The 16,795-nt window shown below is 44.8% G+C and carries 12 protein-coding genes; 9 read left to right on the top strand and 3 right to left on the bottom strand.

The annotated features are described in order from the left end of the window. Nucleotides 1-47 precede the first annotated feature (47 nt). The 3 genes from F597_RS0110625 to F597_RS0110615 all read right to left on the bottom strand — a co-directional run bounded on the left by F597_RS0110625 (nt 48) and on the right by F597_RS0110615 (nt 5,890). Nucleotides 48-2,591 carry a S9 family peptidase gene (locus F597_RS0110625; RefSeq protein ID WP_019539721.1) on the bottom strand — a complete coding sequence of 848 codons (2,544 nt, stop codon included), beginning with the start codon at nt 2,589-2,591 and terminating at the stop codon, nt 48-50. A gap of 33 nt (nt 2,592-2,624) precedes the next feature. Next, nucleotides 2,625-3,515, bottom strand: a complete 891-nt coding sequence (gene ispE, locus F597_RS0110620) for a 4-(cytidine 5'-diphospho)-2-C-methyl-D-erythritol kinase (protein WP_019539720.1) — start codon at nt 3,513-3,515, stop codon at nt 2,625-2,627. Between the two features lie 221 nt (nt 3,516-3,736). Beyond that, on the bottom strand, nt 3,737-5,890 hold the full coding sequence (locus F597_RS0110615; RefSeq protein ID WP_019539719.1) for a DUF5686 family protein: 2,154 nt from the start codon (nt 5,888-5,890) through the stop codon (nt 3,737-3,739). Nucleotides 5,891-6,331: 441 nt separating this feature from the next. Between F597_RS0110615 and F597_RS0110610 the strand changes: the two genes are divergently transcribed. From F597_RS0110610 to F597_RS0110570, 9 genes are all read left to right on the top strand, one after another. Further along, nucleotides 6,332-7,033, top strand: a complete 702-nt coding sequence (locus F597_RS0110610; RefSeq protein ID WP_026327358.1) for a Crp/Fnr family transcriptional regulator — start codon at nt 6,332-6,334, stop codon at nt 7,031-7,033. A gap of 81 nt (nt 7,034-7,114) precedes the next feature. Beyond that, a complete protein-coding gene (locus tag F597_RS0110605) occupies nt 7,115-8,632 on the top strand; it encodes a GH3 auxin-responsive promoter family protein (RefSeq protein WP_019539717.1) in 1,518 nt (505 codons plus the stop codon). Nucleotides 8,633-8,766: 134 nt separating this feature from the next. Further along, the gene (locus tag F597_RS0110600) at nt 8,767-9,582 is read left to right on the top strand and encodes an outer membrane protein assembly factor BamD (RefSeq protein ID WP_026327357.1); all 816 of its coding nucleotides are present in this window, start codon (nt 8,767-8,769) and stop codon (nt 9,580-9,582) included. Between the two features lie 171 nt (nt 9,583-9,753). Then, on the top strand, nt 9,754-10,089 hold the full coding sequence (locus F597_RS0110595; RefSeq protein WP_019539715.1) for a DNA-directed RNA polymerase subunit omega: 336 nt from the start codon (nt 9,754-9,756) through the stop codon (nt 10,087-10,089). A gap of 1 nt (nt 10,090) precedes the next feature. Further along, complete coding sequence (locus F597_RS0110590) at nt 10,091-10,546, top strand: DUF4293 domain-containing protein (RefSeq protein WP_019539714.1); 456 nt, start codon at nt 10,091-10,093, stop codon at nt 10,544-10,546. 204 nt (nt 10,547-10,750) lie between these two features. After that, nucleotides 10,751-11,665 (top strand): M48 family metallopeptidase, encoded by a 915-nt coding sequence (locus F597_RS0110585; RefSeq protein ID WP_019539713.1) that lies wholly within the window; start codon nt 10,751-10,753, stop codon nt 11,663-11,665. Between the two features lie 189 nt (nt 11,666-11,854). Continuing rightward, nucleotides 11,855-14,578 (top strand): DNA gyrase/topoisomerase IV subunit A, encoded by a 2,724-nt coding sequence (locus F597_RS0110580; RefSeq protein WP_019539712.1) that lies wholly within the window; start codon nt 11,855-11,857, stop codon nt 14,576-14,578. Between the two features lie 9 nt (nt 14,579-14,587). Next, the gene (locus tag F597_RS0110575; protein ID WP_026327356.1) at nt 14,588-15,433 is read left to right on the top strand and encodes a DUF3316 domain-containing protein; all 846 of its coding nucleotides are present in this window, start codon (nt 14,588-14,590) and stop codon (nt 15,431-15,433) included. A gap of 154 nt (nt 15,434-15,587) precedes the next feature. After that, entirely contained in the window at nt 15,588-16,760 is a 1,173-nt protein-coding gene (locus F597_RS0110570; RefSeq protein WP_019539710.1) for a MalY/PatB family protein, read from the top strand. Nucleotides 16,761-16,795 lie beyond the last annotated feature (35 nt).

Genomic DNA, 16,795 nt, shown 5'->3' with positions numbered 1-16,795 from the left:
CATTATCAATTGTCCATTATCAATTGTCCATTGTCAATTGTCCATTGTCAATTGTCAGGAAACATCGAATCCCACCAGCGGGAGTCATCTTTCAGCCATTTGGCAAACCAGGCATAGATAGCGTTATTCCAGGCGATCCGCTTGTCGTAATCATAGATAGCATGGTTTTCACCTTCCACCTGGATAAATTCTGCCTCCTTGCCGAGCAGTTTCAGGGCGTTGTACATCTGGATGCTTTCACCGATAGGCACGTTGGTGTCGGCCGTTCCGTGCAGTAGTAGCAACGGTGTATTGATCTTGTCGGCAGAAAAGAGCGGGCTTTGTTTTACATAGAGATCCGGATTGTTCCATGGATAACTTCCTGCACTTGCTCCTGCGCTGTAAGAATAACCCCAAAATCCTTCACCCCAGTAACTGGTAATATTGCTGATACCGGCATGCGATACCGAAGCGGAGAACAAATCAGTTTTCGTGATAAGGTACTGCGTCATAAATCCGCCGTATGATGCACCGATATTACCGATCTTTGTTCCGTCCACAAAGGGGTGGGAGGCTATGAACGCTTTGGTTCCTTCTATGATCTCCTCGGCAGTCTGGTCGCCCCAGGCATTCACATGGCGGGCAGAGAACTCCTGTCCGTAGCCGGTAGTACCGCTCGGTTGCAGCGTATAGACCACATAATCCTGCGCGGCATAGACATGTAACGGATAAGTGCTCTCAAATGTTCGTGATGTAGGGCTGGTTCCGCCATAGTAATAAACGATCAGCGGATATTTTTTCTTCGGATCGAAATTGGGAGGCAGGTAGTAACGTCCTTCGATCACATCGCCGAAAGAACTGGTGAATTGCCAGTCTTTCACTTCTCCTAATTGCAGTTTACTCAGTCGTTCCGCATAAGGATCGGAGATCAGGGTCGATTCCATCGTCTTCAGGTTCAGCAGGTAACTCCGATTCGAATTCGATGTGCTTACCCCTGTATAAGTCGCCCATGCGGCATTTTCGGCAATATTGAATGAGCGGATCACATCCTCTTTGAGCGGTAGTTTGTCGAACTTTTTCCGTCCCGGATCATAGCGGTACATATTTGCACGGTCACCCTCTTCTACGCGGTAATAGATATATCCGTCCTGCGCATTCCATTCCTGTGCGCTAATGGTAGGATCGAAGTTTTTGGTGACCGATTCCACCTGCCGGGTAGCCAGATTCATGATAAACGACTGTGTATCGTAGCTGTTGGCAACCTGCCCCTCTTTGATATTAAGCCCGATACCTCCGAATGCTTCGGGAGCGCCGTGGATCAACAGTTGTTTTCCGTCGGGTGAAAACTGGGCGGAGTAGGCGTACGTTTCATTTTTCCAGATCGTATCCACCTCCATGGTCTCCAAATCCAGCATATAGAGCGAACTTCTGCGGAAAGGGCGTTCCAGAAGATATTCTTCAGAAGTGGAAAAGAGCAGTCTCTTTACATCGCCAGTCACATCATTGAGTGAAGCGGTTTGGCGTCCGAAGGTGAGTTGTTGGGTGAGGCCCGTATCGAAGAAATGCCGGTATAAAAAATAGCGGTCACGGTAACCCGGCAGCCTGTCGTCGATCCCGAGCAGCCGTTTCAACCCCCCGGGATTACTGATGGTAATGCTTTCCTTTGTGGAGAAGAAAACCGATTGTTCATCGGGCGCCATATGGAAATTCTCTTTCGGTAATCCTTCGGCAATAATTTTAGTTTCTGCTGTGAGCGGATCCAGTGTGTAGAGTGTCCGTCCGCTGTTGTCATCGGCCACATAATAGAGCAGGTCTGATTTTGGCATCCAATTCAGTTGTGCTCTGCCGCCCGGTTCCGAAAGGATCATCCGTTTCTGCTTGGCATCATATATCTCTGTATAACTCCGGCTATTCCCACCGGACAACGTCTCCCGCAGGCTTAGCAGCACGAATCGTCCACTGGGTGAAACTGAAGAGCTATTCACCCTTTTTCCTTCAAGAATATCTTTGATATTGATCCTTCGGTTGTCTATGTTATTAAATGTATAGACGAGCAGGGAGTCTTTCTCATCGGGTTTCAGTTCGATCTTCACAGCGGGATCTGCCTTATATTCTGCCGAGGTGAGCATCTTAATGACAATACGCACATTGTTCGCCGGCCCGTTCAGGTTCGTATCTACTGATCCCGACTGGTGCAGGCTATCGTTTACCTGTGTTTTGGTTGCCCGTTTCACATTATCGATCCACAATTCCAGCGGGTTGGGTGATGTTATGGTGAGTTTCCCTTTACCATAGCGGTCACCGGTGACAAAGAAAGAGAATAGTTGCAATGCTTCTCCCTGTTGTGGTTTTGTCAGGTTGAAAAATCCGGCCGTATCCGGAGTCAGCTCTGTGGTAAACCGTTCCTGTGCCGGAAAGGAGACCGGATAGGCGAGTAGCTTTTCATCCGAAAAGGTGGATTTGTCGAGGTTTGTACTATCCAGCATTACCGGTCTCTGTACCGGAATCGGGTCAAAAGAATAGATCTTGTCCGGCATCAGCGGCTGTTGCGCCTTTGTGCTTATTACCAGCAGTAACCCGCTAATGATGTAAAAAAAAGAATATCGTTTCATATTTTATAAACTAAAAATCACCTTCCCACTTTCCTACTTTCCCACTTTATCACTGTTCCAAACGAAATGACCGCCGAATGCTCCCCGCCAATCAGGTTCCTTTTCAAAGAGGCCGAAGACGGACGAGCCCGACCCGCTCATGGAAGCATATACCGCCCCCATTTCATAAAGTTTTTGCCTGATCCTGCAAATTTCGGGAAATTTTTTGAAAACAGGAGGTTCAAAATCATTTTTCAGTAGCTCTCTCCATGTTTCAGGTGGTTTCCGGATAATCTCTCTCAGCGGTAGATCCGGTTTTCGCGGGGTGATCATCGCGTAAGCCTCTTTGGTCGAGACCATTATATCGGGCTTTACAAGTAAAAGTATGTAGTTGCTTAGGTCTAACTCTATGGGTTCCAGTTTGTCGCCGGTACCTGTAGCAAAAGCAGGCCGGTTCAGGATGAAGAAGGGGCAATCGGCTCCCAAACGGGCAGCACGAAGCATCAGTTCCTCTTTTGAATATCCTAAATCGAAAGTCTCGTTGAGTAAGTTGAGCATGAAAGCTGCATCCGAAGAACCGCCGCCTAATCCAGCACCGGACGGAATCTTTTTGAGCAGGTGAATATCTATTTCCGGCAGTTTTTTCTCAGTGGCTATCAGGTACAGCGCTTTGATCACCAGGTTATTTTCCGGTGCTCCCTCAATCGGAATGCCGGTTGGGAAAAAACGGTATTTACGGGGAGAAAACTCATCCACAGTTCCCGTTGATTCCCCGGTTACCGTAAATTCCTCTATCTCCGCATCTCTTTCTGCCAGGGGTATTATCTCCAGGGCGTCTTTTAGTCCGATAGGATAAAAAATAGTCTCCAGGTTGTGATAGCCATCTCTGCGGCGGGAAACAACGTGGAGCCCTAAATTAATTTTTGCGTTGGGAAAACAGATCATTCGCAGTTTAACTTTTGTTCTTGCAAATATAGTGAAACTTATCCGAGACGTATCCTATATTCCGGAAATATACGGATTTTATTTTTAACTTTTTAATTTGTTCTTATCACAGGGATTATCTCATCGTTAAATCATCAAATTACCACTACTTCCCGATAGATCAGGACAAGTTGTCCCGATTGGTTGGGATCAACCTTTCCACCTTTCACTTTAATCACCTTCTACAGTTCAAACGCCGCCCGTACTCCTACCTGTCTGAATCCGGTTTTGTGGAATGAGGTGAAGAATCCGGCATTGAAAAAACGGTTGCCGATACCATATCCGAGTTCGGTATAAGAGACGATTTGTGGAGTATATAACTGACTCAGGTAAATTCGTTCATTCTCTGCAAAGTCAGAGATAAACGGAATATTTTTCAGTATCAGGAAAGGAGCTTCAAACATGGTATGCGCTTGAATGTATGAGTCGGAGGCGTTATACAGATCACGGCTCAGCAGGTTGAAAATGCCGCCCAGACCGTCATTCCAGTTTTCGGGGAAGTTGCTTTTGGAGAAATAGACAAAGTCGGCGAAATACTCGGTTTTCTGGTTGATAAATTTACCCGCGCCTACATGATATTGAAAAGAGTGTCTCAATCCGAACTGAATATTCTGGCTGATATCGAACTCAATACGGTCGTATTCTGTTGTGCTCCCAAGGATATGCTGGAAACTTCGGGATAACTCCAGTTTGAAAGTGGGGAAGGGTGACCGTTCATAGATCTTTTGTCGTCCGTCATACCGGTAATATTGTCTCGGAGTCCAACTGATGCGGATAAACGGGGCAAATGATTTCCGGGTACCGAACATGTCTTCTATCGGTTCACTATCAGGGGTGGTAGAGCGTAGTTTGCTCATGTTGTCCTTACTTTTTCTGATATGGTAATCGATTCCAGTGTGTAAAAGTAATCCGTTGGTCACTTCGTAGGTATTAAAGAGTTTCAGGTAATAATCCCTGTAGTAATTCACAGAGATATCCTCGAAGTTGATCCCCCGGTTATTGAGGCTGTCTTGTATCTGGTCGACGAAGAGTGAACTGTAAATCGGATTACCGTTCCCGATGGAGATGGTGGCGCTTCCCAGCCGGTAAGGATCATAATTCCACGTAGTAGTCACGTCGGTAAAGAATTCCTTGCGTCGGAACATATATCCTGCGAAAGCATTCATCTTTACTGTACGGTTTCGTTTCAGGTCAAAATTAAAAGACAGTTTCTGGCGGTAGGTCACACCATCTCGTGAGGTATATCCGACCATCAGCGGATTCAACAGTCCCGAATAACCTATTGCCGTCGAACGGTACTTATAGTTGGAGTTCATCACCATCCGCTGGGCTACTTGTTGTGCAATATTCGGGCTTCGGAGAGAATCTCCGTTGGCCTTCCGGACAGTTTCCTCTGCCTGCCGCTGCAGATGTTGTGCCATCACATCCTTTTCTATGGCTTGCAGAGGTATGGGACGGCGCTCATTCCAAAAGGCAGAGTCACTCTGTAATGGCACCGAGTCCAGCCTTATCTTATAAAAGTCGCTGATGTTGAGAGAACGCGCCGGTTCCATAGTTCTTCTCAACTGTATTTCCTTATAGTCGATCGTGGCAAGGTGCCTGCTTGCCAGTACATTTCCTAAATATGAAGATGTTTCATAAATAGTGAGCTGCACCGGTAAATAATGAGTGACCCAATCGTCTCCCATAGTTATCTCGAACGAAAAATTGGAAAAAATATCAATCCCTTCACCCATGAAAAAAATCACGCGCCAGGTTCCCTTCTCAATAATAAAATTGCCTTTCAGGAGTTTGCTGTTTTCATAAATGGGACTATAGTTGATGCTGTAATAGGTTTTTTCATTTTCGATAAAGGTGCGTGTCAGGCTGTAGCGGTAGTATTTCGATGTTTTGAACCTGATGGGCATGAAAAAACTCTCATCATTGGTCGTTTCGCCGTAAATATTGATATTCAATAACTCGAAAGGTATCATGTCTATGTCTTTCCTGCTGGTAAGCGTGCCGGTCACATGCCGTACATCTTGTACATAATTATTCGGGTAATCGAATCGTAAATCGCTGATAGTCTCAATTAAAGCTGTCTCATTGTGAGGATCGTGCAGTACAAAATCGGGAATAAGATGAGTATGTTTATAGAGAAAATTCTTTTTCAGGGTTTCTACATAAGTGCGCGTATATACTTCCGCTGAAAAACTTTCTACCAGATCGTTATATTTTTCAGCGGCACTCATTGCCCTCCTCATAATGGTGTCCACCGGCAGCTCGGTCGCTAAGGCGAAATTCTTGAAGGAAGCAATTAACAGAAACAGGATGTATAGAGTGACTTTCCCTTTCATTTATTACAAGTTACAAATGTAATGAAAGCCGAGAGAAAAACCAAGCTTGCTTGAATGTTTTCGATAAGCGAGCACAGAGGTAAAACTTGTTTTAACTATGTCGAGCGTAGAATTGAAAATCGAGGAGCGAAGGCGACTCAAAACAACTAAGTTCACTTGAACTTTTCCGTTAAGTGAGAGTAGAACGGGTTTACTCGTTTTGCCGAACGCAGGAAAAGTCTAACTCGTTGAACTTTTCCAAGACACATCCTAATATTCTCCAAACTTACATTTTTTTTAACCATTGAAAATTTTTATAAGAAGGATGATGTAGATAAACCGGTTTTTTTACTGAAAAAAGATTATTGCAGAACCCTTCTGATAGTAAAAAAGATGTTTTTTACGGTTATTTATAAAAAAAACCGGTATATTTGTGTTTTAGAACATAGTTCTATAACATTCATGGCCGGAAAGAAGAAAGATGTAATCGATATATCCTCCTCATTACCCGATATTTGGAGGATGTTGACGGACGCTGAACGCGAAATTTTGCGTAGTAACGCCCGTATAGTTCATTTTAAAAAGAATGAACTGATTTATCTTGAAGATGATACGCCTAGAGAACTGATGTGTCTTTTTTCAGGAAAAGTAAAAATTTTCAAAAGCGGAGTAGGCGGGCGTAGTCAGATTATCAGAATTATACGTCCGATACAATATTTTGGTTACAGGGCTTATTTTGCCCGCGAGAATTATGTGACTGCCGCCATGGCTTTCGAATCCTGCACTGTCTGTATGATCCCCATGGAGTTGATAGAGAAGTTCCTGCGGGAAAATGGTAATTTGGCCTTTTTCTTTATCCAGATGTTGTCGGTCGACCTTGGTATTGCCGATCAGAGGGTTGTAAATCTTACACAAAAACATGTACGGGGAAGACTGGCAGAATCGCTGCTGGCTTTGAAGGAAAGTTATGGCCTGGAAGAAGACGGTGCTACCATTAACATCTATCTGGCGCGTGAGGATCTGGCCAGCCTCTCTAATATGACCACTTCCAACGCCATCCGGACCCTTTCCAATTTTGTAAATGAACGCATCATCGCCATCGACGGAAGAAAAATAAAGATTATAGATGAAGAGCGGCTCCACAAAATAAGCCGCATGGGATGAACTGTTTTTTAATTAAATTGTGACTTTGTTTTTCCTATTTTCGAATCTCGTGCCTACCTTTGCGATTCAATTCATTATAGAATGATTCAGAAAATAACCCGCTCTATACTCACCGGCTATTATAGGCCGGTGAAAAAATTTGTAAAAGATCCGCTAGGAACACAACAACGAACCCTTGACTACTTGCTCGGGCATGGGCAGAATACACTTTACGGAAAAGAAAACAACTTTCACTCTATTCGAAACAGCAGTGATTTTACTACCCGGGTGCCGGTTATCTCGTACGAAGAGTTGCGCCCCTGGCTCGATAAAATAATCATCCATAAGCAGCAGGATGTGCTCTGGGATACTCCGGTGAAGTGGTTTGCCATGTCGTCGGGCACTACCGAGGACAAGAGCAAATATATTCCTGTTACCAGAGAGTCTTTATACAATTGCAACTACCGCGCCGGTTATCATATGCTGGGAATCTACGCACATCATCATCCTGATACCGCATTTATATTGGGTAAGACATTGGTATTAGGTGGAAGCCAGCAAATCAACCGTATCGGCGGCGATATCTATACAGGCGATATATCAGCAATTCTGATGAAGAATCTTCCGGCAGCAGCGAAGAGAAGAAGAACACCCGAAAGCATTGCCTTGTTGCCCGACTGGGAAGAGAAATTGCAAAAGTTGGTGGACTATGCTGTGAAGGCTGACATCCGAGCTATGGTGGGAGTACCCTCCTGGATATTGGTGTTGTTGAAAAAGATCGTGGAAGATACCGGCTGTGCCATCTCCGAGCTATGGCCCCACCTCGAGGTATTCTTTCATGGTGGTGTCGGCTTTCTCCCGTTTCAGGAACAATATGAAAAACTAATACCGTCTGAGAAGATGCGATACTGGGAAACCTATAACGCTTCGGAGGGATTCTTCGGTGTGCAGTTTTCACCTGCTTCCAAAGATATGTTATTATTGCTCGATAACGAAGTGTATTATGAATTTATTCCTTCCGGGGAGTGGGATAAGAATAATCCGGTTGCCGTGCCCCTGAGCGGAGTGGAGATAGGTGAGCAGTACGCCGTAGTAATTTCGACCAGTGGAGGGCTTTGGCGTTACAGGATAGGAGATACTATTCAATTTACCTCCGTCGATCCTTATCTTTTCAAGATTACAGGTCGTACCAAGCAGTTTATCAATGCTTTCGGTGAGGAGCTGATCGTTGATAATGCCGACAAAGCCATTGATGAAGCGTGTCGCCGTACCGGAGCAAAAGTGACTGAATATACTGCGGCGCCGGTCTATTTTGGAGAACATAGCAATGGCGCCCATGAATGGCTCATTGAATTTGAAATCCCGCCCGCCGGCGATCCTGACGAATTCACCCGTATTCTCGACGAGAGCCTGAAGCGGCTTAATTCCGACTACGAAGCAAAACGTTCTTATAATCTCTCATTGGGTATGCCGGTTGTGAAGGTCATGGAAAAAGATACTTTTTACAACTGGATGAAATACAGGGGGAAAGCAGGAGGTCAAAATAAAGTGCCCAAGCTCTCTAACGACCGGAAATATGTAGACAGTATCCTCGATTTTATAGTAAACAACACTCAATAAATGGCAATTTCTAATTAGTGATTGGTAATTTTTTAATTGTATCAAATCCTAAAATAGAATAAAAACTCCCGATCTGTTATCCATTAATGAGAAAGATTCAGTAAATTTGCATCCTAAAACCCACATGTGACGTAATGAGAATAAAACTGTGCTACTTTTTACTGCTCGCTTTGGTATTGAGTTCCTGCAACGAGTACAATAAGATTCTGAAAAGTACTGACAGAGACTTGAAATACAGTTATGCCAAAAAGTATTTCGAGGAAGGAAAATACAACCGTTCCATCACATTACTTGAAGAGCTGGTCACCTTTATGAAAGGGACGGCCCAGGCCGAGGAATCACTCTATCTCCTGGCTCAGAGTCATTACAACTCAAAAGATTATTATTCGGCCACACAGTGGTTTACATCTTACTATAACACCTATCCCAATGGTGAATACGCCGAGCCGGCTCTTTTCTATTCAGCTTACGGCATGTATCTCGATTCGCCCGAACCCCGTTTGGATCAGACAAAGACTTATACAGCCATAGCCGAATTTCAGAAATATATCGAACGCTATCCACAGACAGAAAGAGCCGAGCAGGCGAAGAACTATCTTTTCGAATTGCAGGAAAAACTGGCATATAAAGAATTGCTGGCTGCTCAACTCTATCTGAACCTTGGTAATTATATGGGTAATAATTACGAGTCGTCTGTTATCACTGCCCGTGAGGCGATGAAGAGCTATCCTTTCTCAAAATATCTGGAGGAATACCAGATGACTATCCTGCGCGCCCGCTTTGAATATGCACAGAATAGTACGTTACGGGCACAACCCGAGCGTTACCGTTTGGTGGTCGATGAATATTTCAATTATAAAAATTCATTCCCCGAAGGTAAATATATGGCTGAAGCCGATAGGTATTACCGTGAAGCACAGCAGAAAATAGATGTGCTTCCGACTTCCTGATCTATTAAACTATTTCGTTAAGTGAGTGCAAAGTGAATTTATTTACTTTGCCGAACGCAGAATTGGAAATCGAGGAGCGAAGGCGACTCAATTAACAATCGAGGAGCGAAGGCGACTCAAATAGTCTAAATGTAATTGAATAAAATAGAAAAAACAAGACATATAATAAAAATGGATTACAAGAAAATTGCTGCAAGCACCAACACCGAGACGCGCGATGTAATGAAAATGTCGGATCCGGTGGGTAACGTATATGAAATGGTGATGATCATCAGTAAGAGGGCAAACCAGTTGGCCGTTGAAATGAAACAGGATCTCGATGCCAAACTGCAGGAATTCGCTTCTTACAGCGATAATCTGGAAGAGGTGTTCGAAAATCATGAACAGATAGAAATATCCCGTTTCTACGAAAAATTACCTAAACCCTCTCTGTTGGCTATAGAAGAGTGGAAAGAAGGAGAGATTTATTATCGCAATCCGTCCAAGGAAAAAGAAATGTTCGGATAATATGTTGCAACGTGTCCAAACGGTTTTTCTCCTTTTGGCAGCAGCAGCTATGCTGATTGCCTCCGTAACGCCTTTGGCGCTGTTCCTCTATAATGCCGACCAGGCAGTGTTTGAGGCAATGGGTGTCTATCTGAACGGTCAACTCAACGACTCTACATGGGGACTGTTTGCCATAGGTGGCGCCAGTTCGGTACTGGCACTTTTTACGGTCTTTCTCTACAAAAAAAGGATGTTGCAGATACGCTTCTCCATCTTCAATATTATCCTCATGATAGGGTTTTATCTCTATTTCGGATTTATTGTATACCAACTCGCATCAGTAGAGAGTCTCCACTTTCAAAAAGTGGGTATAGGAATTATCATGCCTGTGATTGCTATTATTCTCACCATCCTTGCTATTCGAAGAATAGGCGCCGACGAAGCACTGGTGCGGTCACTCAACAGGCTTAGGAAGTAAGAGCGAAAATCTCGCACAATACCATATTGTAAGGATAGCTTGTCAACTATTTATTGACGGGCTATCCTTTTTTATGGGGATTCACACCATTTTAAATTGGATTTTTTTATACTTTTGCCAAAATTGATTTAATGATTTAATGATTTGTTGATTTGATAATTTTGAATCTTGAATTTTTGAATCTTGAATCCAAAAATGAATAGTATGGAACAAAAGAAATTACAAGGAACAATAAAATTCACGCTCGTGATATTTGTGGCGGCGCTGTTCTTAGAGTCATGCGGGAGCGTACCGTTTACCGGAAGAAGGCAGCTCCAGTTAGTATCCAATGAAGAGGTGATGGCATTGAGCCTGCAACAATATCAGGAGTTTATGCGCACAGCTCCTGTTGAAAGAGGTACACCCAATGCACAGATGGTAAGCCGTGTCGGCACCCGGATCGCCAATGCGGTTAAAACTTTTTATACCAATAACGGTTATGCATCGGAACTCGATAATTATGCATGGGAGTTTAATCTGGTGAAAGAGAATAGTGTGAATGCCTTTGCTATGCCGGGCGGTAAGGTGGTCGTTTACACCGGCCTGCTCTCCGTCACCCAAACCGAAGAAGCATTGGCGGTGGTTATGGGACATGAAATAGCCCATGTGCTCGCCCGCCACTCCAATGAGAGATTGAGTCAACAAGTGGCTCTGCAATATGGAGGTGCCATTGCAGGAGGACTTTTGGGTAATTCGCAGGTTATGCAACAACTTGGAAGTACCGTCTTTGGTCTGGGAGCACAATATGGAGTGATGATGCCCTATGCACGGAAACATGAGTATGAAGCCGATGAGATCGGGCTCATACTGATGGCTATAGCCGGTTATGATCCCCGGGTTGCAGTTCCTTTCTGGACAAGGATGGCGCAACAATCAGGCGGATCCCAGATCCCTGAAGCCTTGAGTACACACCCTAACGACAATAATCGCATCACACGTATTGAGTCTATCATGCCCAATGCATTGCAGTACTATAAAGGTGCGGGAGTGCAGAATAATACCAAAGAGCCCATTAAAACCAACGTAACGGTACCGGCGGAAACCGGTAAGGCGAAGACATCCGAAGAGTGGACTTTCTAATTTGGCAATTCTTCTTAAAATTGTTATCTTTGAGCAATAATTTAATATGCCGATGTGCCAATCCTGACAAGTCGGGACAGGTAATGACTAATGTGCCAATGTGATTAACAGGCAAGGGATTGTTGGCTCTGCCGGTTTGTAATTTTTGGCATATTCGCATATTGATAAATTAGCACATTATAAAAATATATGTCTCCCAAATTACCTAACGACGACGATATAAAAGAGAGAGAGGAAAGTATGGAAGAGGATGAAACCCTTCTTTCCTCCGAGTCTTTCTCCGGCTCTAAAGTGCCGGTAAGGCTGGGCGACGACAGTTCGCTCAACCTCTCCAAGATGTATCAGAACTGGTTCCTCGATTACGCTTCCTACGTGATCCTCGAACGTGCTGTGCCGCATATCTTCGATGGTCTCAAGCCGGTGCAGCGCCGTATCCTACACGCTATGAAGCGGATGGATGACGGTCGCTACAACAAGGTCGCCAATATCATCGGGACGACCATGCAATACCACCCGCACGGCGATGCTTCTATTGGCGACGCTTTGGTACAGCTTGGACAGAAAGATCTGCTGATCGATTGTCAGGGTAACTGGGGAAATATCCTTACCGGTGACGGTGCTGCCGCACCTCGTTATATCGAGGCACGACTCAACAAATTTGCCCTTGAAGTGCTCTTCAATCCGAAGACTACCGAGTGGAAAGCATCTTATGACGGCCGAAATAAGGAACCGGTCACGCTCCCTGCCAAATTCCCTCTCCTTCTGGTGCAGGGAGCTGAAGGGATCGCTGTAGGTCTCTCTTCCAAAATATTGCCCCACAACTTCAACGAGGTATGCGATGCCGCCGTAAATTACCTGCAAGAGGAAGAGTTTACATTATATCCTGACTTCCAAACCGGAGGATATATCGACGTTGAGAAATACAACGATGGTGAAAGGGGTGGTTCGGTGAAGATCCGTACTACCATCTCAAAGATAGATAACAAGACGTTAGTCATAAAAGATATACCTTACGGAAAGACTACTGCAGGGCTGGTGGACTCCATCCTTAAGGCTAACGACAAAGGGAAGATCAAGATCAGAAAGGTGGATGACATCACGGCGCAAAACGTGGAGATTCAGGTACAACTGGCGCCCGGCGTTTCTTCCGACAAGACGATCGATGCCCTCTATGCCTTTACCGATTGTGAGATCAGCATCTCTCCCAACTGCTGTGTTATTGACGACAACAGACCACATTTTCTTACTGTGAGCGACGTATTACGCTCGTCCGTCGATACTACACGGGAACTGCTGCGTCGTGAACTGGAGATCGAAAAAAGTGAAAAACAGGAAGCGCTGCTTTTTGCATCACTCGAAAAAATATTTATTGAAGAAAGGATCTATAAGGATAAGGAGTTCGAGAACGCAAAAAACATGGATATTGCCGTAGTACATATCGATCAACGTCTCGAGCCCTATAAACCCTCTTTTCTTCGTGAAATCACCCGAGAGGATATCCTCAGGCTGATGGAGATCAGAATGGGACGTATCCTCAAATTCAACTCCGACAAGTCGGATGAGTTGATTGCCAAACTTAAGGAAGAGATCGGGGAGATCGATCATAACCTCAATCATTTGGTTGATTACACTATCGCATGGTTCCTGATGCTCAAAGAAAAGTATGGAAAGAATTTCCCGCGCCGCACCATCATCCGCAGTTTCGAAAATATCGAAGCCACCAAGGTGGTCGAAGCCAACGAAAAACTCTATATAAATCGTGAAGAGGGTTTCATTGGTACCGGCATGAAGAAGGACGAATTTGTCTGCAACTGCTCCGATATTGACGATATCATTGTCTTCTTCAAGGACGGCAAATATAAGGTAGTGAAGGTGAGTGATAAGATGTTCGTCGGTAAAGGCATCCTCTATGCAGGTGTCTTTAAACGGAACGATAAACGTACCATCTATAATGTGGTGTACCGCGATGGCAAGAAAGCGCCGCACTACATTAAACGGTTTGCTGTTATCGGCGTCAACCGCGATAAGGAATATGACCTTACCCGTGGTAAACCGGGTTCGCGCATCGCTTACTTTAGCGTTAATCCCAACGGAGAGGCCGAAACTATCAAGGTAATCCTCAAGCCTAAGCCGCGTATGCGTATCCTTCAGTTCGAGAAAGATTTCAGTGAGATAGAGATCAAGGGGAGGCAAGCTATGGGGAATATCCTTACTAAAGCCGAAGTATACCGCATTCAGCTTAAACAGAAAGGGGTATCAACGCTCGGCGGTCGCAAGGTGTGGTTCGACCCCGACGTCTTCCGCCTCAACTATGAAGGCAGTGGTAAATTCCTGGGTGAATTCCAGGGTGACGACATGATCCTGGTGATTACTACCGTAGGCGAATACTATATCTGTAATTTCGACCTCACTAATCACTTTCCACATAATATACTCCATATCGGGAAGTTTGATGAACATAAGGTATGGACGGCAGCACTCTTTGACGCCGACCAGGGTTATGCTTATCTTAAACGGTTTACCTTTGAACCGTCTGAGAAACCACTTCACTTTGTGGGCGATAACACCAACTCCCGCTTGTTCTTGCTGACCGATACGGTTTACCCCAGGGTAAAAGCCATCTTTGGAGGACATGACGATTTCCGGGAACCACTGGAGATCGACGTGGAGGAATTTATCGGTGTGAAAAGTTATAAGGCAAAAGGTAAACGCATCTCCAATTATGAGGTGGTGGAGGTGGAGGAACTGGAACCGCTCCGTTTCCCCGAACCTGAAGAGGAGCCACAACAGACAATGAAAGTGGAGATCGGTGAGGAGAATGGTGAGAATGGTGAGATTGGTGAGACGGGGGAGAATGATATTTCCGACGCCGATTTACGTGATGAGATTACCGGCCAGATGAAGTTATTTTAATTGACTACAATGAAGAAAACAGCGCTACTGCTTAGTATATGGATCGGTATTCTTTGCGTGACGGTTTCACAGGAGAACCGCTCACCTATACTTCCGGTAAGCCCTGTCAACCAAGCTACCCTTTTGGGTGTCGGGAAAGCGTTTCTCAACGACAGCTACCTCTCACCACTTAAATATAGCGGAATTAGTATATCTCTTATGCATGACCGGATTAAGGGAACTTCCTGTTTTAACGGTAACCTGCTCCTGCAGCAACAGTTCCTTATACAGACGGCCATCACCAAAAATCCTACAGCCTCGGCTTCGGAGTATTACGGTGATCTCGATTACCGGCTTACCGGGTTTTATCCACTGTTTGCCGGCTCCAATCTAAGGCTCTATGGTGGCGGAGGATGGGAAGCCTCACTGGGTGGTATATACAACGTGCGAAATTCCAATAATCCCGGTTCACTGAAGGTGTCTACCAATCTCAACCTTTCGGCTATGGCTATCTACAACTGGAAGATATTTACCTTCCGGTGGCAACTCGCTACGCCTTTTGCCGGTATGTTCTTTTCACCTGAGTACGGACATTCTTATTACGAAATATTTACGCTCGGAAATAACAAAGGAACTATCCATTTCGGATCTTTCCATAATCAACAGGCTTTGCGCAACTATTTCTCGGTCGATGTACCTGTATATAATATGACCATCCGTGCAGCCTATTTGGGTGATTACTATAACACTCACGTGAATGAACTTACCACCAGGATTATATCCCATCAGTTCATGATCGGTCTTGCAGTGGAATCTCTCAATTTCGGAGGGAAAAAGGTGCGTAATAATCCCTCGCTTCCGTCCGTTTACTATTAGTGGATATGTGCTGCGCACGATAGAGTATAATATGAAGAGAAGATGATAATTGACAATGGATAATTGACAGTTGACAATGGACAATGGAGAGAATTGGTAATTCCTAATCAGTCTTGGATCTTGATTCTTGGCTCTTGGCTCTAAAAATAGAAATATGCAATATAATTTTGATGAAATAGTAGACCGTTCGGGCAGTAATGCCGTCAAACTGGAGAAATTGAAGCCTGTCTTTGGGTATGAGGATCTTATCCCATTCTGGGTAGCCGATATGGATTTCAAGTCCCCGCCCGCTATCATAGAAGCGTTGAAACAACGTGTAGAGCATGGTGTCTTTGGTTATACGCTTCCTTCGGATGCGTATACTTCTTCTATTGTCAATTGGCTCGAAAGACGTCACCGTTGGCAGGTAAAAGAGGAACATATCAACTTTGTACCCGGTGTGGTCAAAGGATTTGCCTTTGCCATCGATGAATTTACAGAGAAAGGTGATAAAATCATCATCCAGCCGCCTGTGTATCATCCATTCCGTATTGTCACCACGTCTCTTGGGCGTGAGGTGGTCAACAATCCGCTTATTCTCGAGAATGGGCAGTACAAGATGGATTTCGAAGGTTTACGCAGGATCGTTTCAGATAGCGACTGCAAGATGTTAATCCTTTGTAATCCTCATAACCCCGGTGGCAGGGTGTGGTCACCCGAAGAGTTGGAAGAGTTGGCAGATATCTGTTACGAAAATAATATACTGGTTGTTTCCGATGAGATACATGCCGATATGGCGTTACCGGGATACCAGCATACACCTTTTGCTTCAGTTTCTGCAAAGGCAGAAGAGATCTCGCTCACACTTATGGCACCCAGCAAAACATTCAATATTGCCGGCATTGTCAGCTCATTCGCAGTCATCACCAACAAAACGATCAGGGAAAGATACCTTGCCTATCTCGAACCGCGTGAATTGCAGCAGGGCACCATCTTTGCTTTTACAGCTACCCGTGCCGCCTATGACGAATGTGAGGAGTGGCTCGATCAGATGCTTGATTATGTGCAGACCAATATCGATTTTGTAAATGATTATCTAAAAGAGAATATCCCGGAGATAAGGGCGATTATGCCCGAAGCCTCTTTCCTGGTATGGCTCGACTGTCGTGCACTTAGCCTGTCACAACAGGAACTTGTAAATCTTTTCGTGGAAAAAGCCCACCTGGCGTTGAACAACGGTACTATGTTCGGTCCGGGCGGAGAGGGTTTCATGCGTCTTAATGTAGGATGTCCGCGAACCATCCTTGAAAAGGGATTAAATAATTTAAAAAAAGCAGTACACCCCTAAACATCGATGCCGTTCAGTTGTTAGAAAAAGATGGA

The organism is Proteiniphilum acetatigenes DSM 18083 (assembly GCF_000380985.1).
Classification (GTDB): Bacteria; Bacteroidota; Bacteroidia; order Bacteroidales; family Dysgonomonadaceae; genus Proteiniphilum; species Proteiniphilum acetatigenes.
Note: the sequence above shows the minus strand (reverse complement) of the source record. Positions and strands in the feature narration are given on the sequence as shown.

Bases quoted from the DNA above. Each gene is read 5' to 3' on its own strand.
- F597_RS0110625 (WP_019539721.1), bottom strand. From the start codon at position 2,591: ATGAAACGATATTCTTTTTTTTACATCATTAGCGGGTTACTGCTGGTA.
- ispE (WP_019539720.1), bottom strand. From the start codon at position 3,515: ATGATCTGTTTTCCCAACGCAAAAATTAATTTAGGGCTCCACGTTGTT.
- F597_RS0110615 (WP_019539719.1), bottom strand. From the start codon at position 5,890: ATGAAAGGGAAAGTCACTCTATACATCCTGTTTCTGTTAATTGCTTCC.
- F597_RS0110610 (WP_026327358.1), top strand. From the start codon at position 6,332: ATGGCCGGAAAGAAGAAAGATGTAATCGATATATCCTCCTCATTACCC.
- F597_RS0110605 (WP_019539717.1), top strand. From the start codon at position 7,115: ATGATTCAGAAAATAACCCGCTCTATACTCACCGGCTATTATAGGCCG.
- F597_RS0110600 (WP_026327357.1), top strand. From the start codon at position 8,767: ATGAGAATAAAACTGTGCTACTTTTTACTGCTCGCTTTGGTATTGAGT.
- F597_RS0110595 (WP_019539715.1), top strand. From the start codon at position 9,754: ATGGATTACAAGAAAATTGCTGCAAGCACCAACACCGAGACGCGCGAT.
- F597_RS0110590 (WP_019539714.1), top strand. From the start codon at position 10,091: ATGTTGCAACGTGTCCAAACGGTTTTTCTCCTTTTGGCAGCAGCAGCT.
- F597_RS0110585 (WP_019539713.1), top strand. From the start codon at position 10,751: ATGGAACAAAAGAAATTACAAGGAACAATAAAATTCACGCTCGTGATA.
- F597_RS0110580 (WP_019539712.1), top strand. From the start codon at position 11,855: ATGTCTCCCAAATTACCTAACGACGACGATATAAAAGAGAGAGAGGAA.
- F597_RS0110575 (WP_026327356.1), top strand. From the start codon at position 14,588: ATGAAGAAAACAGCGCTACTGCTTAGTATATGGATCGGTATTCTTTGC.
- F597_RS0110570 (WP_019539710.1), top strand. From the start codon at position 15,588: ATGCAATATAATTTTGATGAAATAGTAGACCGTTCGGGCAGTAATGCC.